Annotated in this window: 22 protein-coding genes; 14 read left to right on the top strand and 8 right to left on the bottom strand. The window is 74.6% G+C overall.

Annotated features, from left to right (window positions below):
- The first annotated feature begins 122 nt into the window (after positions 1 to 122).
- Positions 123 to 593, top strand: a complete 471-nt coding sequence (locus BDZ31_RS02645) for a MarR family winged helix-turn-helix transcriptional regulator (protein ID WP_183338706.1) — start codon at positions 123 to 125, stop codon at positions 591 to 593.
- Positions 594 to 606: 13 nt separating this feature from the next.
- Here the strand turns inward: BDZ31_RS02645 and BDZ31_RS02640 are convergent, their stop codons facing one another.
- The 3 genes from BDZ31_RS02640 to BDZ31_RS02630 form a co-directional block, all read right to left on the bottom strand.
- Positions 607 to 1,152 carry a YqgE/AlgH family protein gene (locus BDZ31_RS02640; protein ID WP_183338704.1) on the bottom strand — a complete coding sequence of 182 codons (546 nt, stop codon included), beginning with the start codon at positions 1,150 to 1,152 and terminating at the stop codon, positions 607 to 609.
- 69 nt (positions 1,153 to 1,221) lie between these two features.
- Positions 1,222 to 2,649, bottom strand: coding sequence for a carotenoid oxygenase family protein (locus BDZ31_RS02635; protein ID WP_183338702.1), 1,428 nt, complete (start codon positions 2,647 to 2,649; stop codon positions 1,222 to 1,224).
- 43 nt (positions 2,650 to 2,692) lie between these two features.
- On the bottom strand, positions 2,693 to 3,157 hold the full coding sequence (locus tag BDZ31_RS02630) for a hypothetical protein (protein WP_183338700.1): 465 nt from the start codon (positions 3,155 to 3,157) through the stop codon (positions 2,693 to 2,695).
- 45 nt (positions 3,158 to 3,202) lie between these two features.
- Here BDZ31_RS02630 and BDZ31_RS02625 point away from each other — a divergent pair, with 45 nt between their 5' ends.
- Positions 3,203 to 4,690: an oligosaccharide flippase family protein gene (locus BDZ31_RS02625; RefSeq protein ID WP_183338699.1), complete on the top strand. Its 1,488-nt coding sequence runs from the start codon at positions 3,203 to 3,205 to the stop codon at positions 4,688 to 4,690.
- Positions 4,691 to 4,799: 109 nt separating this feature from the next.
- On the opposite strand, the gene BDZ31_RS02620 is transcribed toward BDZ31_RS02625, so the two are convergent.
- Positions 4,800 to 5,738 (bottom strand): glycosyltransferase family 2 protein, encoded by a 939-nt coding sequence (locus BDZ31_RS02620; RefSeq protein ID WP_183338697.1) that lies wholly within the window; start codon positions 5,736 to 5,738, stop codon positions 4,800 to 4,802.
- 23 nt (positions 5,739 to 5,761) lie between these two features.
- Between BDZ31_RS02620 and BDZ31_RS02615 the strand changes: the two genes are divergently transcribed.
- The 6 genes from BDZ31_RS02615 (at position 5,762) to BDZ31_RS02590 (ending at position 10,652) form a co-directional block, all read left to right on the top strand.
- The gene (locus tag BDZ31_RS02615; protein WP_183338695.1) at positions 5,762 to 6,988 is read left to right on the top strand and encodes a glycosyltransferase; all 1,227 of its coding nucleotides are present in this window, start codon (positions 5,762 to 5,764) and stop codon (positions 6,986 to 6,988) included.
- 90 nt (positions 6,989 to 7,078) lie between these two features.
- Complete coding sequence (locus BDZ31_RS02610) at positions 7,079 to 7,285, top strand: hypothetical protein (RefSeq protein ID WP_183338693.1); 207 nt, start codon at positions 7,079 to 7,081, stop codon at positions 7,283 to 7,285.
- Between the two features lie 290 nt (positions 7,286 to 7,575).
- Entirely contained in the window at positions 7,576 to 7,749 is a 174-nt protein-coding gene (locus BDZ31_RS02605; protein WP_183338692.1) for a PIN domain-containing protein, read from the top strand.
- A gap of 52 nt (positions 7,750 to 7,801) precedes the next feature.
- Positions 7,802 to 8,971, top strand: a complete 1,170-nt coding sequence (locus tag BDZ31_RS02600) for a glycosyltransferase (RefSeq protein ID WP_183338690.1) — start codon at positions 7,802 to 7,804, stop codon at positions 8,969 to 8,971.
- A gap of 92 nt (positions 8,972 to 9,063) precedes the next feature.
- The gene (locus BDZ31_RS02595) at positions 9,064 to 9,663 is read left to right on the top strand and encodes a sugar transferase (protein ID WP_183338688.1); all 600 of its coding nucleotides are present in this window, start codon (positions 9,064 to 9,066) and stop codon (positions 9,661 to 9,663) included.
- Entirely contained in the window at positions 9,660 to 10,652 is a 993-nt protein-coding gene (locus BDZ31_RS02590) for an ATP-grasp domain-containing protein (protein ID WP_183338686.1), read from the top strand. The genes BDZ31_RS02595 and BDZ31_RS02590 overlap by 4 nt, the downstream gene beginning before the upstream one ends.
- 83 nt (positions 10,653 to 10,735) lie before the next feature.
- On the opposite strand, the gene BDZ31_RS02585 is transcribed toward BDZ31_RS02590, so the two are convergent.
- The 3 genes from BDZ31_RS02585 to BDZ31_RS02575 all read right to left on the bottom strand — a co-directional run bounded on the left by BDZ31_RS02585 (position 10,736) and on the right by BDZ31_RS02575 (position 14,481).
- The gene (locus BDZ31_RS02585) at positions 10,736 to 12,637 is read right to left on the bottom strand and encodes an N-acetylmuramoyl-L-alanine amidase (RefSeq protein ID WP_183338684.1); all 1,902 of its coding nucleotides are present in this window, start codon (positions 12,635 to 12,637) and stop codon (positions 10,736 to 10,738) included.
- A gap of 138 nt (positions 12,638 to 12,775) precedes the next feature.
- On the bottom strand, positions 12,776 to 13,594 hold the full coding sequence (locus BDZ31_RS02580) for a methyltransferase domain-containing protein (RefSeq protein WP_183338682.1): 819 nt from the start codon (positions 13,592 to 13,594) through the stop codon (positions 12,776 to 12,778).
- Positions 13,591 to 14,481 carry a haloalkane dehalogenase gene (locus tag BDZ31_RS02575; RefSeq protein WP_343075509.1) on the bottom strand — a complete coding sequence of 297 codons (891 nt, stop codon included), beginning with the start codon at positions 14,479 to 14,481 and terminating at the stop codon, positions 13,591 to 13,593. The genes BDZ31_RS02580 and BDZ31_RS02575 overlap by 4 nt, the downstream gene beginning before the upstream one ends.
- A 201-nt stretch (positions 14,482 to 14,682) precedes the next feature.
- Between BDZ31_RS02575 and tkt the strand changes: the two genes are divergently transcribed.
- A complete protein-coding gene (gene tkt, locus BDZ31_RS02570) occupies positions 14,683 to 16,677 on the top strand; it encodes a transketolase (RefSeq protein ID WP_183338680.1) in 1,995 nt (664 codons plus the stop codon).
- Between the two features lie 3 nt (positions 16,678 to 16,680).
- On the opposite strand, the gene BDZ31_RS25770 is transcribed toward tkt, so the two are convergent.
- Positions 16,681 to 18,153, bottom strand: coding sequence for a DUF5715 family protein (locus BDZ31_RS25770; RefSeq protein WP_183338678.1), 1,473 nt, complete (start codon positions 18,151 to 18,153; stop codon positions 16,681 to 16,683).
- 231 nt (positions 18,154 to 18,384) lie between these two features.
- Between BDZ31_RS25770 and BDZ31_RS02560 the strand changes: the two genes are divergently transcribed.
- Genes BDZ31_RS02560 through BDZ31_RS02540 form a run of 5 tightly spaced genes read left to right on the top strand, consistent with a single transcriptional unit; the run spans position 18,385 to position 22,877 of the window.
- Positions 18,385 to 18,666, top strand: a complete 282-nt coding sequence (locus BDZ31_RS02560; RefSeq protein WP_183338676.1) for a helix-turn-helix domain-containing protein — start codon at positions 18,385 to 18,387, stop codon at positions 18,664 to 18,666.
- 59 nt (positions 18,667 to 18,725) lie between these two features.
- Positions 18,726 to 19,598 (top strand): DNA-methyltransferase, encoded by an 873-nt coding sequence (locus BDZ31_RS02555; RefSeq protein ID WP_183338674.1) that lies wholly within the window; start codon positions 18,726 to 18,728, stop codon positions 19,596 to 19,598.
- Between the two features lie 34 nt (positions 19,599 to 19,632).
- A complete protein-coding gene (locus BDZ31_RS02550) occupies positions 19,633 to 20,292 on the top strand; it encodes a hypothetical protein (protein ID WP_183338673.1) in 660 nt (219 codons plus the stop codon).
- Positions 20,262 to 20,465: a hypothetical protein gene (locus BDZ31_RS02545; RefSeq protein WP_183338671.1), complete on the top strand. Its 204-nt coding sequence runs from the start codon at positions 20,262 to 20,264 to the stop codon at positions 20,463 to 20,465. The genes BDZ31_RS02550 and BDZ31_RS02545 overlap by 31 nt, the downstream gene beginning before the upstream one ends.
- Before the next feature lie 21 nt (positions 20,466 to 20,486).
- Complete coding sequence (locus BDZ31_RS02540; protein ID WP_281381531.1) at positions 20,487 to 22,877, top strand: heparinase II/III domain-containing protein; 2,391 nt, start codon at positions 20,487 to 20,489, stop codon at positions 22,875 to 22,877.
- Positions 22,878 to 22,978: the final 101 nt, after the last annotated feature.

Below are 22,978 nucleotides of genomic sequence, written 5' to 3'. Positions count from 1 at the left end.
CCGGCGCGAGCGGGGGAGGGCGGTGCGGCGGGCGCGGCGGCGCGGCCCGACCGGTGCGTTGCAGGCGCGGGCGCGGTGGCCTGGGCGGGCGGCCGCGCCCGCGCGTGCAACGATTGCCGGCGATGCGCAGACGCGACGCCACCGGCGCGGAGCCGCCCGCCGATCGCCCGCGGCCGGTCGGCGACGACGGGTACGCCCGCCTCGCCGCGCTGCGGGCGGGGATCCGCCGCTACCTCGCGTGGGCCGAGCAGCGCGCCCGCGAGCACGGGATGACGCCGGCGCAGGTCCAGCTCGCGCTCGCCGTCCGCTCCTGCGACGACCCCGCCGGCCCGACGCTGACCGAGCTGGCCGACACGCTGCTGCTGCGCCACCACAGCGTCGTCGGCCTGGTCGACCGCGCCGCGCTCGCCGGGCTGGTCGAGCGGGTCCGCGACGACGCGCGCCCGACGCACGTGCACGTGCGGCTGACCGCGGAGGGCGCCGAGCGGCTGGAGGCGCTGAGCCTCCTGCACCTGCGCTGGCTGGAGCAGCACGCGCCTGAGCTCGCCGAGACGTGGGCCGCCTTCGGCCCGCCGCCGCCGACGGCCGGCTGACGGTCGCCCGGCGCTAGTTCACCGAGGGGTCGAGCGGCATCCGTGCGACCAGCGCGAAGGCGCCGCCCTTGCGCGTCAGCACCTCGCTCCAGAGCTCCTCGGCGTCGGCGCTGAACAGCTCCTCGGCGAGCGGCGGCTCGACGATCCAGTCCTCGCGCTCCAGCTCCTCGTCGAGCTGGCCGGGTCCCCAGCCGGCGTGGCCGGCGAAGACGCGCATCTGCCGCGCCGCGTCCCTGGAGGTCTCGAAGTCGGCCTCGGCCGACAGGAAGCCGACGTCGTCGCGGACGATCAGGCCGGCGACCTCCGGCTGCTCGAAGGCGGCGAGCACGATCACCGCGGAGGGCTGGACCGGCCCGCCGATGTAGATCGGCTCCTCGGCGTCGACCAGCTCCTCCAGCTCCGGCGCGCTCTCTGCGACCGTCGTCGTCGCCGGCCGGTTGAGCACGAGGCCCATCGCGCCCTCCTCGTTGTGCTCGGCGACGAGCACGACGGTGCGCGCGAAGTTCGGGTCCGACAGCGTCGGCGACGCCAGCAGCAGCTTGCCCTTCAGCGACTCCATCGCCTCCATTCTGGCGCACGCGCCGACCGTGCCGATGTCAGCGTGGATGAGTGGGCGACGGGGCGCTCCTCAGCGCCCGCGGGCGAACTGGCCGTGGAAGCCGAAGGGGATGTGGTGGGGCACCTCGGCGCGCGCCAGCTCGCTCAGGTCGCGCGCGTCGAGCACCAGCAGGAAGCTGGCGCCGCGCCCGCCGTCGAGCACGACCGAGAGGCAGACGCCGTCGTCCTCCTCCGTCGCCTCCGGCGCCGCGACAAAGACCGGCTCCCCCGGCCAGCAGCCGGGCTGCGACCAGGTCGCGGCCGCGCCGCTGTCGACGTCGATCTTCACGATCCGGTCGATGAAGGCGTCGGCCGGCGCGTCGGCGCCGCGCGCCGCGCCCCAGACCCAGCGGTAGCTCCGCTCGTTGACCGCGCTGTAGTTGATCCGCGGCAGCTCCAGCGGCGTCTCCGACAGGCGGCGCAGCTCGACCCGGCCGCTCGCGAGGTCGACCTCGCAGCGCGTCAGGAAGGCGTCCGGGACCCCGTCGCCGCGCGGCGCCTCGCCGCGGAGGCGGTCGAGGAAGAGCGATCTGACGATCGCCGCGTCGGCGTAGGCGCAGAGGTCGACGACGAGCCGGTCGCCCTGCTCGAACGCGTTGATGTGGTGGAAGGCGAAGAAGGGGTCGGTTCCGAAGCGGCCGCGGACCGTCCCGTCGCGGCGGTCGACGACGGTGAGGATCGTGCCGCGCTCGGGCTCCCACGCGAAGCAGTCGGCGAACGGGGCGCGGCCGAGCACGAGGTCGCGCGGGTGGAGGACGAGCGGGAACTCGGCCAGCACGACGAACCGCTCGCTGAGGCCGAAGCTGTGCATGTACGCCGCCGGTCTCGCCGGGACGGTCGCGATCGCGCGCGGCTGCGCGCCGGGCGCCGACAGCCCGTAGACGCGGTAGGTCGCGCTCGGCCCGAGGCGGGTCGTGTAGTTGATCGCCTCGCCGCTGGCGCGGTCGGCGTGCGGATGGGCGGTCGTCACGTGGCCGGGCGCCCAGCGCGGAAAGCCGAGCGTCGCGAGCGTCGCCGGGTCGAACTCGACCGCCATCGGCGTCTCGGTCAGTGCGACGAACCGCTCGCCCAGCCGCGCGACGTTGACGTTGCCGTTGTCGGTCGCCTGCGGTCTGAAGAGCGCGTGGACGCGCTGGAAGATCGAGCGGCAGGGGTCGGTCGCGAACTCGCCGTAGACCTGCCTGCCGGCGGCGTCGGCGGCCTGTCTCGCTCTGGAGGCGAGGAAGCGGTTGGCGTAGGAGACCTCGCCGCCGGCGAACGAGAAGGCGTGCAGCATCGCGAGCCCGTCGAACCAGTGCGTCAGCGTGCTCGCGCCGATCTCCCACCGCGCCGGCCCGGTCCGCAGCAGCGTCCCCTCCAGCCAGTCGGGCAGCGCCCCCCGCAGCGGCAGCCGGTCGAGCGACACCTCCTCCGACAGCGTCGCGAAGCCCTGCGCGTAGTCGGTCGTCGTCGTGCTCATCGACCGACCCTACGCCGTGGCGCGGGCCGCCGCGCCGCTGGCGTCACTCCTCGAACTCGGCGACGCCGAGCGCCGCGAGCCGCTCCCACAGCGGCTCGTTGCGGTCGAAGGCGTCGACCCCCGCCGCGTCGCCGAGCGCGGCCGGGTCGGCCGGGTCGAACGCCCACGCTGCCTGCGCGGCCGCCGCCTCGACCGTCATGGCGCGCCACAGCTCGGCGTCGCCGAAGCGCAGCGCCAGCCCCTGCGCGAGCGGCAGCTGCAGCGCGTCGTAGAGGACGACGACGCGGACGGTGCCGGGCAGCTTCAGCCGCCGCGCCTGGCGCACGCCGATCCCGAGCGCGAGCGTGTCGGGCAGCCGCGCGATCCGCCGCCACGACATCCGCGGCGGCTCGAGCGCCAGCACGCGCGGCGCGCGCAGCAGGTCGCGGGCGTGCTCGGCATGCTCGAACTGCTCCAGCGGCGCCGGCAGCAGCAGCAGGGCGAGCGGGTCGTCTCGGTGCTCGGCCATCGCTCTCCGGGACGCTAGTCGATCGACCGAGTACCGTCCCCGGCCGTGCAGAGCTTGATCAAGCGCCTTCTGACGACGACGGTCGCCTACCAGGTCGGCGACCTCGTCTCGAAGGTCTTCGCGGTGGCGCTGCTGCCGGTCTACACGCGCCACGTGACCGAGGCGCAGTACGGCGTCGCGGAGCTGCTGATGACCGGCATCGTGCTGTTCAGCATCCTCGTGCGGCTGGGGATCGGCGAGGCGCTGGTCCGCTACCACTACGTCGACGAGGACCAGGAGCGACGCGACGCGCTCGCCCGCCGCGCGGTCGGCTTCCTGCTGGCGGCGACGACCGTCGTCGCGATCCCGCTGGCGCTGTTCGCCGGGCCGCTGTCGGAGGTGGTGCTCGGCTTCCGCGACGCGACCGTCTTCCGCATCGCCGTGCTCGGCCTGTGGGCCTTCACCAACCTCGAGCTCGCCTACGCGCTGCTGCGCGTCGACGAGCGCGCGAAGGCGTACGCGATCACGACGCTCTCGAACGTGCTGATGACGATCGCGCTGACCGTCTTCCTCGTCGTCGTGCGCGACGAGGGCGCGCGCGGCCTGCTGCTCGGCAACTACGGCGCCTCGACGGTCGTGCTGCTGGCGCTGTGGCTCTCGATGCGCCGCCGGCTGCTGCCGCGCCGCGGCGGCTCGGCCCACCCGCGCCTGCACTCGCTGCGCGAGCTGCTCAGATTCGGCTTCCCGACCGTCCCGGCCGACGCCTCGGTCTACGCGCTCAACCTCGTCGACCGCTACTACCTCTTCCACAAGTACGGCGCCGCGACCGCCGGCGTCTACTCGCTCGCGGTCAAGCTCGCCGGCGTCGTCGCCTTCGCGGTCCGCGCCTTCCAGTACTCGTGGCCGCCGCTGGCCTACTCGATCAAGGACGACGACGAGGCGGCCAGGTTCTACGCCTTCGTCGCGACCTACTACCTGCTGCTGACCGGCTGGGCGGTCGCCGGCCTGCTGCTGCTCGGCCGCTGGATGACGAGACTGCTCGCCGCGCCGCAGTTCTACGAGGCGCACGTCGCGATCCCCTGGCTGGCGCTCGGGTGGGCGCTCTACGGCCTGTTCGTGATCTTCGTCGTGATCGCCGGGCGGGCCGAGGTGACGACGCGCAACTTCCCCGCGGCCGCCGTCGGCCTCGCCGTCAACGTCGTGCTGCTGATCGTGCTGACCGACGCGCTCGGGATCGCCGGCGCCGGCCTCGCGCTCGCCGGCGCCTACGTCGCGATGCTCGTCGTCATGCGGTTGCTGACGCGCGACCTCTTCCGCGTCGACTTCGAGTGGCTGCGCGTGGCGCAGATCGCGCTGGTGGTCGGCGGCGCCGCGGCCGCCGGCGAGCTGCTGCTGCCGACCGCCGGGATCGAGGGCTTCCTGCCGCGGGCGGCGCTGACCGCGATCCTGCCGCTGCTGCTGATCCCGCTGCGCTTCTACCGCGCCCAGGAGCGCGAGCTGCTGCGCGCGATGGTGGCGCCGCTGCGGCGGCTGCTGCCGGGCCGGCGGGGGTAGAGAGCGCCGCCCTCCGCGCGGACCTGTGTCATCCAGTGGGTCGAGGAGACCCATCGGATGACAGAGGTCCGGCCGGCGCGGCGACCGGTCGGGCGGCGGCGCCTGAGCGCTACAGCCGGGGGCCGCCGCGGTTGTAGTCGGCGGCCGCCTCGCGCAGGCCCTCGCCGCGGTCGGGGTGGAGCGTCGCGCGCACGTGGTGCCAGTAGCGCGCCGGGTCGTGGCGCGGCAGCACGTAGGCGGCGAGCGCGCGCAGCGCGTAGGTCCAGGCGGTCAGCCACCGCACCGCCAGCGCCGACAGCGCCGAGTGGTGCTTGCGCATGTAGCGGTCGCGGTTGCGCGACAGCTCGACGATCCGCCGCTTCGGCACGCTGCCGGTCGACAGCTGCTCGTGGTGGACCGCCTCGGCCTGCGGCACGTAGAGGTTCTTCCAGCCGGCGTCGTGGAGGCGCTTGCAGAAGTCGACCTCGTCGGAGTAGACGAAGAAGGCCGGGTCCATCCAGCCGATCCGCGCCGCCGCCTCGCGCCGCACCATCAGCGCCGCCGACTGGGCCCAGTCGACCTCGCGGACGGCGTCGCCGCGGCTCTGCACCGTCATCGTCTTGTGCATCCCGACCGCGCCCCAGAAGGCGGTCCGCGGCGTCGGGAAGCGCCATGCCGACGGGTACTGGGCGCCGTCGGGGCGCAGCAGCTTGGCGCCGGCGGTCGCCGCTCTCTCGGTCGCGTCGATCGCGTCGTGGAGCGCTCTCGTCGCCCCCGGCCGCAGCTCGGAGTCCTCGTTCAGCAGCAGGCAGTAGCGGCCGCGGGCGCGCTGCATCAGCGTGCTGTCGTTCTCGGCCTTGCCGCGGCGCTGCTCGCGTCTGATCAGCTCGGTCGTGACGGGATGGGCGCGCGCCATCCCGACCGAGCCGTCGCGCGAGGCGTTGTCGAGCACGAGCACCTCGGTCGCGAACGGCAGCTCGCGCTGCTCGGCGGCGATCGCGTCGAGGCAGCGTTCGAGCAGCGCGCGCTGCTCGGTGTTGACGATGCAGTAGGAGACTTCGATGCTCATTGCAGGTGGGGGATGATGCCGGGATGCCGTCTTCGCCGCTGCGCGTCCAGCTGATCGACCCGTCGGCCTTCACGCCGCCCTACGACCACGCCCTTGCCGCGGCGCTCGCGCGGGCCGGCGCCGACGTCGAGCTGGTCACGAGCCGCTTCGCCTACGGGGAGGTCCCGCAGGGGCACGGCTACAAAACCTCCCGGTCGTTCTATCGGATCGCGCCGGGAGCCGCCGGCTCGCGGCTGCGGCTGGGCGCCAAGTTGGCGCAGCACCTCCCCGACATGGGCCGGCTGGCCGCGCACGTGCGGCGCACGCGGCCCGACGTCGTCCACTTCCAGTGGCTGACCGTCCAGCCGCTCGACGTCCACCTGCTGGCGCCGCTGAGACAGGCCGGCCGCGGCGTCCCGCTCGTGCTGACCGCCCACGACGTGCTGCCGCGCGAGCCGCGCCCCGGCCAGCTCGACGCCCAGCGGCGGCTGTACGAGCGCGTCGACGCCGTCGTCGTCCACTCCGAGCACGGCGCCGCGCGGCTGCGCGAGGAGCTCGGGATCGACCCCGCCAAGGTCCACGTGATCCCGCACGGCGCCTTCGACCACTTCGTGCCGGGCGGCGCCGCCGGGCCTCCCGCCCCGATGGCGGCCGGCCCCGCGGCCGGCGCGGGCGCGTCCGCTTCGGCCGGCGCCGTTCCCGCCCCCCGCCCGCTCCCCCCCGAGCTGGCCGCGGTGCCGCGCGAGCGGCCGGTCGCGCTCTGCTTCGGCCTGCTGCGGCCGTACAAGGGGATCGACGTGCTGCTGGAGGCGTGGCGCGGGATCGACGACGCCGAGCTGTGGATCGTCGGCCTGCCGAAGATGGACGTCGCGCCGCTGCACGCGGCCGCTCCGCCGAACGTCCGCTTCGTCGAGCGGTTCGTCGCCGACGACGAGATCGCGGCCTTCTTCCAGCGGGCCGACCTCGTCGTGCTGCCCTACCGCGAGATCGACCAGTCCGGCGTCCTCTTCACCGCGCTCGCCTTCGGCTCCCCGCTGCTGCTGACGGAGGTCGGCGGCTTCCCCGAGGTCGCCGCCACCGGTGCCGCCGAGCTGGTCCCGCCGGGCGACGCCGCCGCCCTCCGCGCCGCCCTCGCCCGCCTGCTCGCCGACCCCGCCGCCCGCGACCGCCTCGCCGCCGCCGCGCGCGCCGCCGCGACCGGCCCCTACTCCTGGGACGGCATCGCCGCCAGAACCCTCGCGCTCTACCGCTCGCTCCAACCGCGCGGCTGAGGTCCTGCCGCGCCGGCATCGCCACACCACAGCAGTGGTACATCACAGAGGCTGTAGACGCGCCAGCCTGGGCAGCGGAAGATGACCGCCATGCTGATCTCGACCGACGCCCAAACCGACGCCGACGAGCCGTGGGCCAACCCCGAGGCCGGCCGGCGCATCGAGGAGATCGCCCGCAAGCAGGGAATCCCCCTGCTCAGCTGGGGCGAGCTGCAAGCGCTCTACGAGCGCGGCACCGACGAGGAAGAGGAGGAGCTGTGGGGCGGCATCTTCGACGAGTTCACTGCGGAGCCGTGACGCGATGACGAGAGAGGTGATGGTGGCCGACACGTCGTACGTCGGGGCAGCCCAGCGCGTCGCCGAGCGCCGGGCCGACTACGGCTGGTCGGGCATCGTCGTGCGCCGATTGAAGGCGGCGAAGATCGCGGTCAGCGTGGTCACCGTCGGCGAGGCACGATCGGGCGTGCTGAGAGTCGGGCAACGGCCGACCCGCGCAGCGGCGTCCACGGCATGGCTCGACCGCTTCCCCCGCGTCGACGTCGACGAGCAGATCGCGACTGTCTGGGCGCGGATCGATCGCGTCGGCCGTGAGCGGGGGCCTCGTCTTCAGCGACAACGACCTCTGGATCGCCGCGACGGCGCAGACGCTCGGCGTTCCGATCGTCACCTGCGACCAGGCCTTCGCGCGGATGCCGGAGCTGGAGGTCGAGGTCGTCTATCTGCCGTCGAACCATCCAGCCGCGACCGGAGACCTGGGGTGAGGGGCGGGTAGGGAGCGGCGCCGCGGGGCGCGGTTCGCAAGAATCCCCGTCCGTGCCCGTCGTGAAGCTCCTCTTCTGGCTCTGCGCCGCGCTCGTCGTCTACGCGCAGGCCGGGTACGGGCTGCTGTTGGCGCTGCTGTCGAAGCTGCTGCCGAGACGGCCGGCGCGGGTCGGGGCGGCGCTCGTGCCGCCGGCGGACGACGACGCGGCCGCGGACGCGCTGCTGCCCTCCGTCACCGTGATCGTCGCGGCCTACCAGGAGGAGTCGGTGATCGCCGAGAAGGTCGCCAACCTGAAGGCGCTCGACTATCCGGCCGAGAAGCTCGAGATCGTCGTCGCCTGCGACGGCTCGCCCGACGCGACCCCGCAGCGGGCGCGCGAGGCCGGCGCCGACACGGTGCTGGAGCTGCCGCGCGGCGGCAAGATCCGCGCGCAGGACGCCGGCGTGCGGCAGGCGCGCGGCGCGATCGTCGCCTTCTCCGACGCCAACGCCTTCTGGGAGCCCGACGCGCTGCGCCGGCTCGTCGCGCCGTTCGCCGGCCAGCCCGACGTCGGCTACGTCTGCGGCCAGGTCAGCTTCGTCAACGACGGCGGCACCAACCAGGAGGGCCTCTACTGGCGCTACGAGATGGCGCTGCGCGGCATCGAGTCCGACCTGCGCTCGATCACCGCCGGCAACGGCGCGATCTACGCGACCCGCAGAGAGGCGTACGTCGAGGTCGATCCGATCATGGGCCACGACCTCTCGTTCCCGTTCAACATGGTCAAGAACGGCTGGCGGGCGCTCTACGCCGCCGACGCCCGCGCGACCGAGAAGATGGTCCCGTCGATCGAGGGCGAGTTCGCCCGCAAGCGGCGGATGATGACCCACGGCTGGCCGATCGTCCTGCGCGGCAGGATGCTCGATCCGCGCGGCTACGGCCCGCTCTACGGGCTGATGATCCTCTCCCACCGGGTGCTCCGCTACGCGACGCCGTTCCTCCACCTCGCGGTCCTCTCGACCAGCGTCGTGCTCGCCCGCCGCGGCCGTCCGTACGCGCTCGCGCTGCTCGCCCAGCTCGGAATCCTCGCCGCCGCCGCGCTCGCGCGGGCGATCCCGGCCCGCCCCTTCCTCGTCGCCCGCTACTACGTGCTGACGACCGCCGCGCTCGGCGCCGGCCTGCTCGACGTGATGCGCAGCGAGACCGAGGCCGGCTGGGAGCCTCCGGAGGGCACGCGTTGAATCTCGCCTGGCGGCTCGTTCTCGCGGCGTGGGAGCGACAAGAGCGCCGCGTCGCGGAATGCCCGGGGACTCGCGGGCGATGAGGTCGGTCGATGACTGACGCGGTGGCGAAGCGGGCGATCGACCTCGTCCTCGGCACGATCGGCACCGTCCTCGGCGCGCCGATCGTCGCGCTCGCCGCCGTGCTGATCCGGCTCGAGTCGCCCGGCCATCCGATCTACAGGCAGACGCGGGTCGGCAAGGACGGCAGGCCGTTTCAGATCTACAAGCTGCGCACGATGGTGAGAGGGGCCGAGTTCACCGGCGCCGGCCTCGCGATCCAGGAGGGCGACGACCGCATCACGCGGATGGGCAGGCTGCTGCGCCGCACCTCGCTCGACGAGCTGCCGAACCTCTGGAACGTCGTCCGCGGCGAGATGTCGATCGTCGGCCCGCGCCCGACCGTGCAGGTCCAGGTCGACCAGTACACCGAGCGCCAGCGCGGCCGCCTCGCCGTCAAGCCCGGCCTGACCGGCTGGGCGCAGATCAACGGCCGCACCGCGCTGCCGTGGTCGGAGCGGATCGAGCTCGACCTCTGGTACGTCGAGCACCAGTCGCTGGCGCTCGACCTGAGGATCCTGAGCCGGACCTGGAGACTGGTCGTCAAGGGCGACGGCCTCTACAAGGGAGAGACGGGCGGATGGGGCAGATGAGCAGAGCCGTGCTGCTGACCGGGGTCGGCAAGCGCTACGACATCGTCTCCTGCTTCGCGCAGCACACGACCGTCGTCGCCGCCGACCCCAACCCGCTCGCGCCGGCCCAGTACGCCGCCACCCATCGCTTCGCCCCGCCGCGGATCGACGACCCCGGCTACGTCCCCGCGCTGCAGGAGGCATGCGCGAGATGGGACGTCGGCGCGGTGATACCGCTGACCGACCTCGACATCGAGGTGCTCGCGCAGGCGCGCGCCGACGGGCTGCTGCCGGCGTTCGTGCCCGACCCGGAGATCGCCCGCGCGACCTACGACAAGTACGAGGCCCACCTGCTGCTGGAACGCCACGGGCTGCCGTCGCCGCCGACCGTCCTGCCCGGCGAGCAGCCGGAGTCCTACCCGGTGATGGTGAAGCCGCGCCAGGGCTCGGGCGCCCGCTCGATCCACCTCGCCCACGACGCTGAGGAGGCGGCCTTCTTCGTCAGATACGTGAAGGAGCCGACGATGGTGCAGCGGTGGATGGACGGGCCGGAGTTCTCGATCGACCTGCTCTCCGACCTCGACGGCCGCTGCCTCAACGCGATCCCGCGCACGATGCTCGAGTCGCGCGGCGGCGAGTCGATCAAGGGCACCGTGATCGCGGACAGAGAGCTGATCGACCTCGGCGTCGAGGTCGTCGAGGCGCTCGGCGTGCGCGGCCCCTGCACGGTGCAGGCCTTCCGCGACAAGGAGATCGGCCTCGGCATCACCGACGTCAACACCCGCTTCGGCGGTGCCTTCCCCGGCCCGACCTACGCGACCCTCGCCGCCGGCCGCACCTACCCCGAGCTGATCGCGCGGATGGCGAGCGGCGAGACGATCGCCCCGCACGTCGGCGAGTTCGACGCCGGCCGCACCTTCACGCGCTACTACTGGCAGATCGAGCTCGACGAGCGGTTGGAGCCGACCGACCGCGACCTCGTCCCCGGCGGGCCGCCGAAGCCGCGCTGACGGAGACCCGGCCTGGCGGCGGTCGCCGCGGACGGTCCCGAAGCGAGCGAGTCGACGAGCGGAGGACGACCGGATGAAGCGGTTCACCGCCGCGTCGACCGCGCGGCCGCCCGCACCTGCGCGGTGCGGACCGGCGCGGCGCCGGCGGCGTTGAGGTCGTCGGCGGCGGTCGTGACGACGAAGCGGTGGAGTCCGGCCGCGGGCAGACGCACCTGCGTCGACCAGTCGCCGTCGACGGTCCGCACCGTCGTCGCCCGCACGCGCCGCCACGGGCCGCCGGCACGCGCCTGCCGCTCGACGCGCAGCGCGACCGTCGCCTTGGCCGGCGTCGTCGTGCCGCGGACGGTCACGCGTCTGCCCGGCCGCAGCAGCTGCGGCGAGACGGTCGCCGTGACGCCGGCCGCGACCCGCACGGCGGCGGCCGGCGAGCCGATCCCGACCGCGTCGGAGACGACGCGGAAGCTGCCGTTGACCGTCACCGGCACGCTCGCCGACCAGATCCCGTCGGCGCCGGTCCTGATCGTCTCGAGCGGCTCCCACGCGTCGTCGGCGTCGTCGCGGCGCTGCAGCGACAGCCGCGCGCCGTTGGGACGGCGGCCGTCGGCGAGCGCCAGCCGGCCGGTCAGGTAGGCCGGGCCGCCCTGCGCCAGCACGCCGCCGAACGGCGCGTTCGTGAGCAGGTCGCGCGGCTCGGCGAGCTGCGCGTCGACCTCGCGGCGCACGCTCGGCAGCAGCGCGTAGAGGGCGCCGCCGGGGCAGGTGGTGTGATCGGCGTCGCGGTGGCCCGAGACGCGCTGGAAGGGGACGCGCGTCCCGCTGCTCCAGCGGTTCTCGGCGCCGCCGCTGGAGACCTTCGCGATCGTCCCCCTCGCCGGCACGCCGGCGAGCGACAGCTTCCACGCAAGCGTCTTCGTCAGCGCTCGCCGCGCGGCCGTCGTCGGCCGCCGGCTGCTGAAGCTGCCGATCAGCGCGACCCCCGCCGAGACGCCGTTCCAGCCGCCGGCATGGGCGCCGATCACCGGCTGCTCGACGCCGCCGCCGCGACCCTCGTAGACGGTCCCGAAGCGATCGACGAGCAGGTTGTAGCCGATGTCGAGCCAGCCGTTGCCGTTGCGGTGGAAGCGGCAGATCCCGAGCACCATCGCGGCCGCGCTCGCACGCGAGTAGCCGGTCAGCGACTCGGTGTGGTGGACGACCGTGAAGTCGACGCGCCCGTACTTCGGCGGGGTGCGCGGCTGGCAGCTCCCGCTCGGGTCCCACTGTGAGCGCGGCACGATCGCCGGTCGCCCGCCGACGGCGGCCGCGGCGATCGGCGCCGCGGGCGCGGCGGTGCGCGGGACGGCGACGAAGTGCACGCGCAGGTCGCGCGGCAGCCGCTCGGCGCGCAGCTGGTAGGCGACGGCGCGGCCCGTCCAGAGCGGGCCGGAGACGGCGCCGCGGCCGTCGGCGGCCGGCACGTCCTCGCCGTGCGGGATCTCGCCCCAGCGGCTCCAGCGGCCGCTCGCGCGCTGGACCCGCACCTCGACGTGGCCGAGGTCGCGCGCTCCGCGGGCGCGGAGGCCGAGCAGGTCGAACGGCCGCGGCGCGCGGACCGGCGCGCTCGCGCGCAGTGCGGCCTCGGCCCCGTGCCCAGCGCCGGCCGCGCGCCCCGCCCCGGCCGCGCGCCCCGCCCCGGCCGCGCGCCCCGCCCCGGCCGCGCGCGCGGCGCCGGCCCCGTGCCCCGCGCCGGCCCCATGCCCGGCGTCGGCCGCGTGCGCGGCGTCGGCCGGTCGGTGCGGGTCGGGCGCGGTCGGGGAGCCGGTCAGCGCGGGCGCGCGCTGCTCGAAGTCGGCTGGGGCGGACGGCGCCGCCTGCGCAGTGGCGGCGGAGCCTGCTGGGGCGGCCTGCGCGGCGGGCCCGGCCGGCGCGGCGGAGGCTCCGGCAGCGCTCGCGAGCACGGCGGCGACGGCGAGCGGCACGGCGGATGCGGCACGACGGAACGACATCACGGCTCCCAACACCTTGGCAGGCCGCCCGATGCGCGTCCGCACGATCGCGTGCACGGGCGCTGACCGCGCGGCGACGCCCGCACGCGATCGCATGCGGCCCGGGGGCGGGCGTGGGATCGGCCCGCGTGCCCGCCGTTACGGGGCGGCGATCGTGCCGGTCGCGACGATGCCGAGCAGCGCCGCGTAGAAGTCGCCGGCGGCGTGGGCGCGGTCGAGCTCGTCCCACCACGCGATCAGCTCCTGGGGCGTGAACAGCCCCGTCGCGAGCGCCTCGTCGAGGTGGCTGGAGACGAGCCAGCCGAAGAAGTCGTAGGGGATCGCGACGCCGTGCGGGACCGCCGTCACGTCGGCGAAGCCGGCGCCGCGCAGCAGCCGCGGCAGCGCCCGTCCGACCCAGCCGTTGCGGATCGCGTCGGAGCAGCTGCGCACGATCCGGCGGGTCAGCTCGCGGTCGGCGCCCTCGATCACGAGCGCGTCCCAGTCGAAGTCGAAGACGACGGCGCGCCCGCCGGGCCGCAGCACGCGCGCGCTCTCGCGCAGGACGGTCGCCGGGTCGCCGGCGACGTGCATCAGCAGCCGTTCGATCCGCACGCGGTCGAAGCTGCCCGGCTCGAGCTCGAGCGCGAGCGCGTCGCCGACGGCGAACTCGACGGCGAGGTTGCGCCCGGCGGTGCGGCGCGCCGCCTCGGCGACCATCGGCGGCGAGGCGTCGATCCCGACGACCCGCCCCTCGGGGCCGACGCGGCGGGCGAAGGCGCGCACGTCGTCGCCGGCGCCGCAGCCGAGCTCCAGCACGTGCATGCCGCGGCGCAGCGCCAGCTGCTCGAGCATCAGCGGCTTCAGCGCGCGGATCCCCGGCAGCGCGTTGCCGGCGTCGAGGAAGCGCAGCGCGAAGCCGTGGTCGCTCGCCGGCGAGACGACGAGCGGCAGCTCGGTCTCGTCGAGCATGGTCATGCCGCCAGCCACTCCGCGATCAGCCGTCCGACCAGCTCGCCCTGGTCCTCCTGCAGGAAATGCCCCGCCTCCGGCACGACGTGCGCGACCTCGGAGCCGATCGCGGCCGCGAACCGCTCGCCGGTGCTCAGCGGGATGACCGGGTCGCCGTCGGCCCACAGCACGAGCTTCGGCCGCGTGTCGGCGGCGAGCGCGTCGAGCGTCCGCTGGCCGACCTCGGCGCCCGGCTCGTCCGGGGTGCGCGGGATCAGCAGCGGGAAGGCGCGCGCGCCGGCCTTCGAGGCGGCGTCCGGGTAGGGCGCCTCGTAGGCGGCGATCACCTCCTCGCCGGGATCGGCGTGGCAGCCGCCTCTCACGAGCATCCCGATCGGCAGGTCCTCGCTGCCGGCGACGAAGTCGCGGAACGCCTCCCACGCCGGGCTCATCTGCTGGCGACCGGTGAAAAGGCCGGTGTCGGTCATCACGATCCGCCCGATCCGCTCGCGCTGCTCGACCGCGAGCCGCAGCCCGATCGGCCCGCCCCAGTCGTGGACGACGATCGTCGCGTCGCGCAGGTCGAGCCGCTCCAGCAGCTCGGCGGCGAGCGCCGTGTGACGGTCGTAGGAGTACCAGTCGAGCGCGGTCGGCTTGTCGGAGCGGCCGAAGCCGGCGTGGTCGGGGACGATCGCGCGGTAGCCGGCGTCGAGCAGCGGCCGCATCGTCTTGCGCCACAGGAACGACCACGTCGGCTCGCCGTGCAGCAGCACGACCGGGGGGCCGTCGCCCTCGTCGAGGTGGGCGAGCCGCAGCCCGTCGACCTCGCGGTAGCGCGCTCTCCACGGGAACTCCGGGAGGCCGTCGAAGCGGTCCTCCGGCGTTCGCGAGATCTGACCCGTCCCGGTGCTCACGACAACTCAGCGCCCCATTTCCGCCTTGGCCGAAGCGTGCAGGCTAGCCGGCCGGCCAGCCGGAGGCGCCGGCAGCCGCACCGGAAAGCGGGTGCGGACCATGCCGATGCCGCCCCGCGCACGCGGTTACCCTTTCGCGCGAGGTCGGCGCGCGTCGCCGTGCGTCCGGCCATCCGTCCGCGCCGACCACCACGGGAACCCATGGCCACCACCGCGCCCAAGTCCGCCACCTCCGAGCAGCTCGCCGTCGACACGATCCGCACCCTCGCGATGGATGCGATCGAGCACGCCGGCAACGGCCACCCGGGCATGCCGATGGGCATGGCGCCGGTCGGCTACCTGCTGTTCGCCGAGGTGATGAGACACAACCCGCGCGACCCGCACTGGCCCGACCGTGATCGCTTCGTGCTGTCGGCCGGCCACGGGTCGATGCTGATCTACGCGCTCCTGCACCTCTCCGGCTACGACGTCTCGATGGAGGACCTGAGAGCGTTCCGGCAGTGGGGCTCCAAGACGCCGGGCCACCCGGAGGTCCACCACACGCCGGGCGTCGAGACGACGACCGGCCCGCTCGGCCAGGGCGTCGCCAACGCGGTCGGGATGGCGCTCGCGGAGCGCTTCCTGCGCGAGCGGTACGGCGCCGAGGTCCAGGACCACCGCATCTACGGGATCTGCTCCGACGGCGACCTGATGGAGGGCGTCAGCGCGGAGGCGGCCTCGCTCGCCGGCCACCTCGGCCTCGGCAACCTGATCTTCCTCTACGACCACAACCACATCTCGATCGACGGCAGAACGTCGCTGACGTTCGACCGCGAGGACGTCAACAAGCGCTTCGACGCCTATGGCTGGCACACGCTGGACGTCGACGACGCCAACGACCTCGACGCCCTGCGCGCCGCGATCGCCGCGGCGCAGGCCGAGACCGGCCGCCCGTCGCTGATCCGCGTCAGATCGACGATCGGCTACCCGGCCCCGAACAAGCAGGGCACCCCGGGCGCCCACGGCGCCGCGCTCGGCGAGGACGAGGTGCGCGCGACGAAGGAGGTGCTCGGCTGGGATCCGGACCAGCAGTTCCACGTCCCCGACGGCGTCTACGAGACCTTCGGCGCCGTCGAGCGCGGGGCGGCCGCGCAGGCCGCGTGGGAGGAGCGCTTCCAGGCGTGGCGCGCCGCCGACGCCGAGCGGGCGCGCGAGTGGGACCTCGCCTGGGCCGGCAAGCCGCTGCCGGGGCTCGACGCCGCGCTGCCGAGCTGGGACCCGGCCGAGAAGCCGTCGCTGGCGACGCGCGGCGCCTCCGGCGAGACGATCCAGGCGATCGCGCCGTTCCTGCCGACGCACGTCGGCGGCTCGGCCGACCTCAACGAGAGCGTCAAGACCGGGATCAAGGCCGACGGCCCGTACTCGCGCGAGCAGGCGACCCGCAACGTCTACTGGGGGATCCGCGAGCACGCGATGGGCGCCGCCGTCAACGGCCTCGCGCTGCACGGCGGCATCGTCAAGCCCTACGGCGCGACCTTCCTCCAGTTCGCCGACTACATGCGCCCGGCGATCCGCCTCTCGGCGCTCATGAACCTGCCGGTCCTGTGGGTCTACTCGCACGACTCGGTCGCGCTCGGCGAGGACGGCCCGACCCATCAGCCGGTCGAGCACCTCGCGGCGCTGCGCGCGATCCCGAACCTGACCGTGATCCGCCCCAGCGACGCGAACGAGACCGCCGAGGCGTGGCGGGTCGCGATCGAGGAGGTCGAGGGGCCGGCCGTGCTGATCCTCACGCGCCAGAACGTGCCGACGCTCGACCGCTCGGTCCTCGGCTCCGCGCAGGGCCTCGACAAGGGCGCCTACGTGCTCGCCGAGTCGGGCGACGCCGTCGCGACGATCGTCGGGACCGGCTCGGAGGTCGGCGTCGCGCTCGCCGCGCGCGAGATGCTCGCCGCCGACGGGATCTCGACGCGCGTCGTCGCGATGCCGAGCTGGGAGCTGTTCGCGGCCCAGGACCAGGCCTACCGCGACGGCGTGCTGCCGCCCGGGCAGCCGAAGGTCGCCGTCGAGGCCGGCATCTCGCAGGGCTGGGAGCGGTGGGTCGACGGCGTCGTCTCGATCGAGCGATTCGGCGCCTCCGCCCCCGGCGCGCTGGTGCTGGAGGAGTACGGCATCACGCCCGCGGCGGTCGCCGCGAAGGTGCGCGAGCTGCTGTAGCGCTCAGCGCAGCCAGCGGTCCGCGTCGCCGGCGACGGTGACGTGGATCGCGGCCGGCTCCCGCACCCATGCGATCAGGTTCATCGCCTGGAGCCGGTCGAGCATGAACTGGAAGGCGCGCGCCTGGCGGTCGTTCTCGTACCGGCGCAGGATGTCGAACGACCAGCCGGTCGTGTGGACGGAGTGGGCGCGGGTCGCCTCGCCGTTGCCGTCGGCGAGCTGCCCCTGGTAGTCCTGGTCGCGGACGGTGCTGGTGACGATCAGCGGCGCGTCGACGCCGGAGATCCTTCTGACGCCGGCGGCCAGCTCGACGAGCAGCCTCAGCGCGTCGGGCCGCAGCCCGCGGTAGAGCGTCTGCGGCTGGCCCAGTTTCGACGCCAGCTCGCCCATCTGGCGGTCGAAGCGCAGCCCGAGCGCGGCGGCGTTGGTCGGCAGCCGCTCGAGCGTCCCGTCGTCGTAGGCGGCGAGCAGCGCGTCGGCGTCGGCGAACGCCTCCTCGCCGTCGGGCGGGTGGAGCACGTTCTCGCTCGACGCCTTCTGCGTCTGCAGCTCGGCGAGCCGCTCCAGCCGCTCGGGGTCGTCGCGGTGGAGCGCCATCAGCTCACGCGCCGCGAGCACCTTCCAGTAGTAGAGCGCCGACTCGTCGCCGAGGCCGGCGAGGATCTCCCACGCCTCAGGCTTCTCGGTCGGCGAGCTGCCGAAGTAGAGCTGCACGTACGGCGGCCGATCGCCCTCGCCGAAGGCCGCGATCGCGCGCTGCAGGTTGCCGACGCCCATGTGGTAGGAGACGACGGCGAGGTCGTCGCGCCCGAGCCGCTCCTGCGCGAATTCGAGGTAGCGGACCGTCCCCGCGAGCGCCTTGCGCGGGTCGAAGCGCTCGTCGACCGCGCGCCGGCGCTCGGCGATCCGCTCGGCGGCGCGCCGGTCCTCGCGGGCCTCGGCGCGCCGCAGGCGCCGCGTCAGCGTCGTGCTGGCGGCGACGTCGACCCGCATGCCGAGCATCCCGCTGCCGGTCTCGGCGAGGATCTGCGTCAGCCCGACGGCGCCGTCGAGGTCGGTCGAGGAGAGCGCGTCGGGGCGGCCGGCGCTCTCGAGGAAGACCATCGCCTCCAGCGTCGCCGCGTCGACGACGCCGCCGCTCGCGCGCGCCGCCTCGTCGACCAGCGGGCGCAGCCGCGCGACCCGCTCGGCGGTCGCGATCGCGCCGCCGGGGCTTCTGGTGAAGAGCGGGTGGGCGGTGCCGCGCGCGGCCCGCTCGGTCAGCTCCCGCGCCCGCGCCGGGTCGTAGCGGAAGGGATCGTCGTCGCTGCCGGCGACGCGGCCGGCCGGCGGCAGCGGGCCGGGCTCGTCGTCGCCCCGCTGCGTCAGCACCAGCGCGACGATCCCCGCGAGCGCGAGCACGGCCAGCAGCAGCCGGAAGCGGCTGGCGGACGCGGACGAAGGGGAGGAGCGACGGCGGCGGGGGCTCTGCGGCACGACTCCCTCCACCGTGACAGACGCGCTCGCGCGGCGTCGCGCCCACCGCAGACGCAACGCGGCGACCCCGCTCCGCGCACGCTCTGCGCAGCATCTGCACCAACTTCGCGCAGAACGCCTGTTCGCCCCCCGTCCTCGTCCGACCCCCCGCCTACGGTGCTGCTCACCCCGAAAAACGGCCGGGGCGCTGCGCACACAGCCCCCGGCCCGGCACAAGGACCAGAACTCCTCATGCACGACAAGCGTACTTCCAGCGCGGTCATCTCGTCCGAGCACCTCGTCCTCGGCCGCGCCGCGCGCGAGCTGCGCGCCCGCCGCGCCTGCTCCCAGGAGGAGCTCGGCCATCGCTCCGGCCTCCACCGCAACTACGTCGGCGCGATCGAGCGGGGCGAGATCAACGCGACCTTCAGAACGCTGCTGGCGCTCAGCCGCGGCCTCGGCGTGCCGCTGTCGGAGCTGGTCGTGCTCTACGAGGCGCGCCGCGCCGAGCCGCACGGGCGGCCCCACCGATGACGGCCGCGATCGCCGGGCCGGCCCACGCGGCCGCCCGGCCGGATACCGTCCCGCGCGCGATGCGCGTGCTGCGGACCGACGAGCTGCCCGACGAGCTGCCGCTCGGCGACGACGACCTCGTCCTCCACGGCGAGAACCTCGACGCGCTGATACGGCTGCCCGGCGGCAGCTTCGACGTGATCTACATCGACCCGCCGTTCAACACCGGCCGCTCGCAGCGGCGGCGGACGGTCGCGACGGCGCCGCACGAGGACGGCGACCGGGTCGGCTTCGGCGGCCGCCGCTACCGCACCGAGCTGCTCGCCGCGCTCGCCTTCGAGGACCGCTTCGGCGATTACCTCGCCTTCCTGGAGCCGCGGCTGAAGCAGGCCCGCCGCCTGCTCGCCGAGCACGGCACGCTCTACTTCCACATCGACTACCGCGAGGCCCACTACTGCAAGCTGCTGCTCGACGAGCTGTTCGGGCGCGACTGCTTCCTCAACGAGATCATCTGGGCCTACGACTACGGCGGCAAGCCGAGAAACCGCTGGCCGGCGAAGCACGACACGATCCTCGTCTACGTCCGCGCGCCCGGCGCGCACCACTTCGACGCCGAGGCCGTCGACCGCGAGCCGTACATGGCGCCCGGCCTCGTGACGCCGGAGAAGGCGGCGCGCGGCAAGCGCCCGACCGACGTCTGGTGGCACACGATCGTGCCGACCAACGGCGCCGAGAAGACCGGCTACCCGACGCAGAAGCCGGAGGGGATCGTCCGCCGCATGGTCGCGGCCTCCTCGCGGCCGGGCGGCTGGTGCCTCGACTTCTTCGCCGGCTCCGGCACGCTCGGCGCCGTCGCGGGCGAGCTCGGCCGCCGCTACGTCCTGATCGACGAGCGCGCCGACGCGATCGAGGTGATGCGCAGACGGCTGGGGTCGACGACGCAGACGTCGTAGAGAGAGCTAGTCTATATGCTATAGCGTCTCCGCCATGAGGAGAGAACGCATCCGTCGGCGCGGGGCACTCGCCGCGCTGGCCGCAATCGCCATGTTCGCGGGCGCCGCAATCGGCGCTTCGAGCGCCGTCGCAGAGACCGTCCCGGAGGCGGTCGACTCGGCCGACCCCGCGATCACCTACACCGGGACCTGGCAGACCTACACGAGCCCCAACGACATCGGCGGCTCGCGCGTCGTCGGCCGGACCGCCGGCGCGACCGCGACGATCCCGTTCGAGGCGACGCGCGTCCAGGTGATCGGCGCGAAGGCCTCGAACCTCGGCAAGATGGAGGTCGCGATCGACGGCGCCGTCGTCGCCACGGTCGACCTCTACTCGTCCTCCGGCATCGCGCCCGCCGTCGTGTTCGACAGCGGCCCGCTGGAGCCGGGGCCACACACGATGACGTTGCGCGTCACCGGCGAGAAGCACCCTGCGGCGAGCGGATTCTTCATCCCGTTCGACGCGCTCGTCTTCGGCTCGCGCCTGCGCCTCCCGCATGACGCGGAGCTCTCCGACGACGCCCTCTTCGCGGCGCTCGACCTCGACCGGCCCGGCCTCGAAGCGGTCAGCGCGGCGTCGACGCGGCCGACTGGCCGGCCGCCCGGTCGGCGCTGTCCGACTACATGCGCGACCGCGCCGCGCCGCGGTGGCTGAGACGCAACGGCTCGCGCCCGGCCCCGTTCGCCGGCTTCGACCGGACGGTCGCCGAAGACATCGTCGCGGGGATCACCTACAGCCAGACGACGCGCACCAGCCAGCTCAACGGCAACCAGATCTACATGTACGAGCTGGCCGACGCGTACTGGTGGACGGGCGACGCCCTCTAAGCCACCAGCCTCGCCGGCTACCTGCGGAGGAGCGCCGAGGAGGGGCAGCCGCAGCACGCGCTCAACCCGCTCACGAGCGCGCTGCAGGTTGGCCCGTGGATGCATGCCTGGCAGACGCTGCGCGAGGCGCCGGAGTTCGGCGTCGACGCGCGGATCGCCTTCCTCAAGTCGATGCTCGCGCGGGCGCGGCAGCTCGACGCCGTGCGCTGGACGTCCTACACGCGCGGCAACATCGCCTGGATGATCTCGGCCGCGCTCGCGCACGTCGGGATCATGTTCCCCGAGTTCCGGGATGCCGCGACCTGGCGCGAGCACGGCATCGCCGACGTCGAGGCGATCCTGGAGAGAGACATCTATCCGGACGGGACCGAGAAGGAGCTCGCGACCCACTACCACGGCGTCTTCCCGCAGTACCTGCTCGGGCTCGGCCTGCTCGCCGAGCGCAACGGCCACGACGCGAGCTTCATGCGCTCCCCGCGCGGTCGCGCGACGGTCGACTACCTCCGCTGGCTCGTCCGCGCCGACGGCACGATCCCGATGCTCGGCGACTCCGACCGCTACCTGACCGAGCAGACGCTCGGAGGCGGCGGGACCTACCTCGACGGCTCCGGCATCCCCGCGTACCGCGAGATCGGCGAGCGCGACCCGGCCCACCACACGCTCGCCGAGACGCCGGAGACGCTGCTGCGGATCGCCGCCGAGATCTACGACGACCCGACGCTCGTGCCGGCCGCGGACTCGCGGCTGTTCCCGTGGGGCGGCCAGGCCGTCGAGCGGGCCGGCTCGGCGTCGCTGATCTTCGACGCGGGGCCGTTCGGCATCGCCCATCAGCATGAGGACAAGCTCGCGATCGACCTCTACGCGCACGACCGCGAGCTGATCGTCGACCCGGGGCGCTACACCTACGCCGCGACCGGGCCGTGGCGGCCGTTCTTCGCCTCGACAGCGGCGCACAGCACCGTCCTCGTCGACGGGGAGGGGCAGCGGCGGCTCGGGCTGACGGCGACCTACGAGACGGAGACGCCGCTCGACATGGGGTGGAAGAGCGACGCGACCTTCGACGACGCCGCGGGCGTCTACGCCGACGGCTACGGAGCGGCGCGCGACAGATCGGCGACCCATCGCCGCGAGGTCTTCTTCGCCAAGCCCGACTACTGGATCGTCACCGACCGGGTCGTCGGCGAGCGGCCGGCGCAGACCGCGGCGCAGTTCCAGTTCGCGCCCGGCCGCGCGACCGTCTCGCGCACGCGCAGCGCGGTCACGTTCGTCACCGCCGAGGAGGAGGGCAAGCCCCGTGCCGGCGTCGTCGTCGACAGCGGCGACGACGCGGCCGTCAGCGTCGCGCAGGGGCAGGAGGACCCGATCCGCGGCTGGTACTCGCCGACCTACAACGTCAAGTTCGCGGCGCCGGTCGCCTCGTTCCTGCGCACCGGCCCGCTGCCCCACGTCGCCAGCACGCTCGTCCACCCGTTCGCCGGCGTGACCGCGCCGCCGGTGTCGGCGACGCGGCTCGCGGTCGCGCGCGCCGACGGCGGCGCGCTGGCGCCCGCCGCCGCCTCGGCGCTCGCGATCCGGCGCGCCGGAGCCGAGGACCGCTTCCTCAGCTCCGACCTCCCCGGCACGACGCTGCGCTTCGGCGGCGCCGCCTCCGACGGCAGACGGGCGTGGTGGTCGGTCGGCGCTGCGGGCCTGCGCGCCTTCGCGCTCGTCGAGGGCAGCCGGATCGTCGGCGCCGACGGCGTCGAGCTGGTGCGGACGGACGCCCCGATCGAGCGACTGTCGGGCCGTGTCGTCGGCGGCACGCTGGCGCTGGAGGCGGCGGCGCTGCCCGGCGAGCTGCGGATCGCCGCGCCGACGGCGGTCGTCGCCGCGACCGTGAACGGCAGAGCAGTCGCCGTCGAGCGCGACGGCGCGCTCCTCGTGGTCGACCCGTCGCGGGCGCCGTCGGAGACGCCGGACGGCGGAGCGAGACCGGGGCCGGAAGGGCCGCAGGGGCCGGCTGGGCCGGCCGGACCGACCGGTGCCGCCGGACCGACCGGCCCGACCGGCGCTGCCGGACCGACGGGTCCGGCCGGCGCCGCGGGGCCGCGTGGCGCGCGGGGACCGGCCGGCGTCGCGTCGCGGACGGTCCGGCTGCGCGTCGTCGGCGCCAGAGTCCGCGGGCGGAGACTGCTGCTGTCGGTGCGGACGCCCGGCGCCGGTCGGCTCCGGGTTCACGGCCGGGGCGTCGTCGCGCAGCGCACGGCGGTGCGACGGGCCGCGGTCCACCGGCTCCACGTGCGGCTGCGGCCGGGCGAGGCCCGCCGCCTGCGCCGGCCGTCGGCCCGCCTCACCGTCTCGGTCGTCTTCCTCCCGCGCCGCGACGGCGCCGCGCGCCTGCGGGCGAGCGCGATCGTGCGCGGCCGCCGCTGACCGCCGCTCGGCGACCGCGTCCCCGCGGACGCGGTCGCCGGCGCGGCCGCAATCGGCCCGGCGAGGGCGCGGCTGGCGCGGGGAGGCGGCGCGGGCGAGGC

Source organism: Conexibacter arvalis (assembly GCF_014199525.1).
In the GTDB taxonomy this organism is placed as follows: Bacteria; Actinomycetota; Thermoleophilia; order Solirubrobacterales; family Solirubrobacteraceae; genus Conexibacter; species Conexibacter arvalis.
The sequence above is the reverse complement of the archived record's forward strand: the minus strand, read 5'-3'. Positions and strand labels throughout refer to the sequence as shown.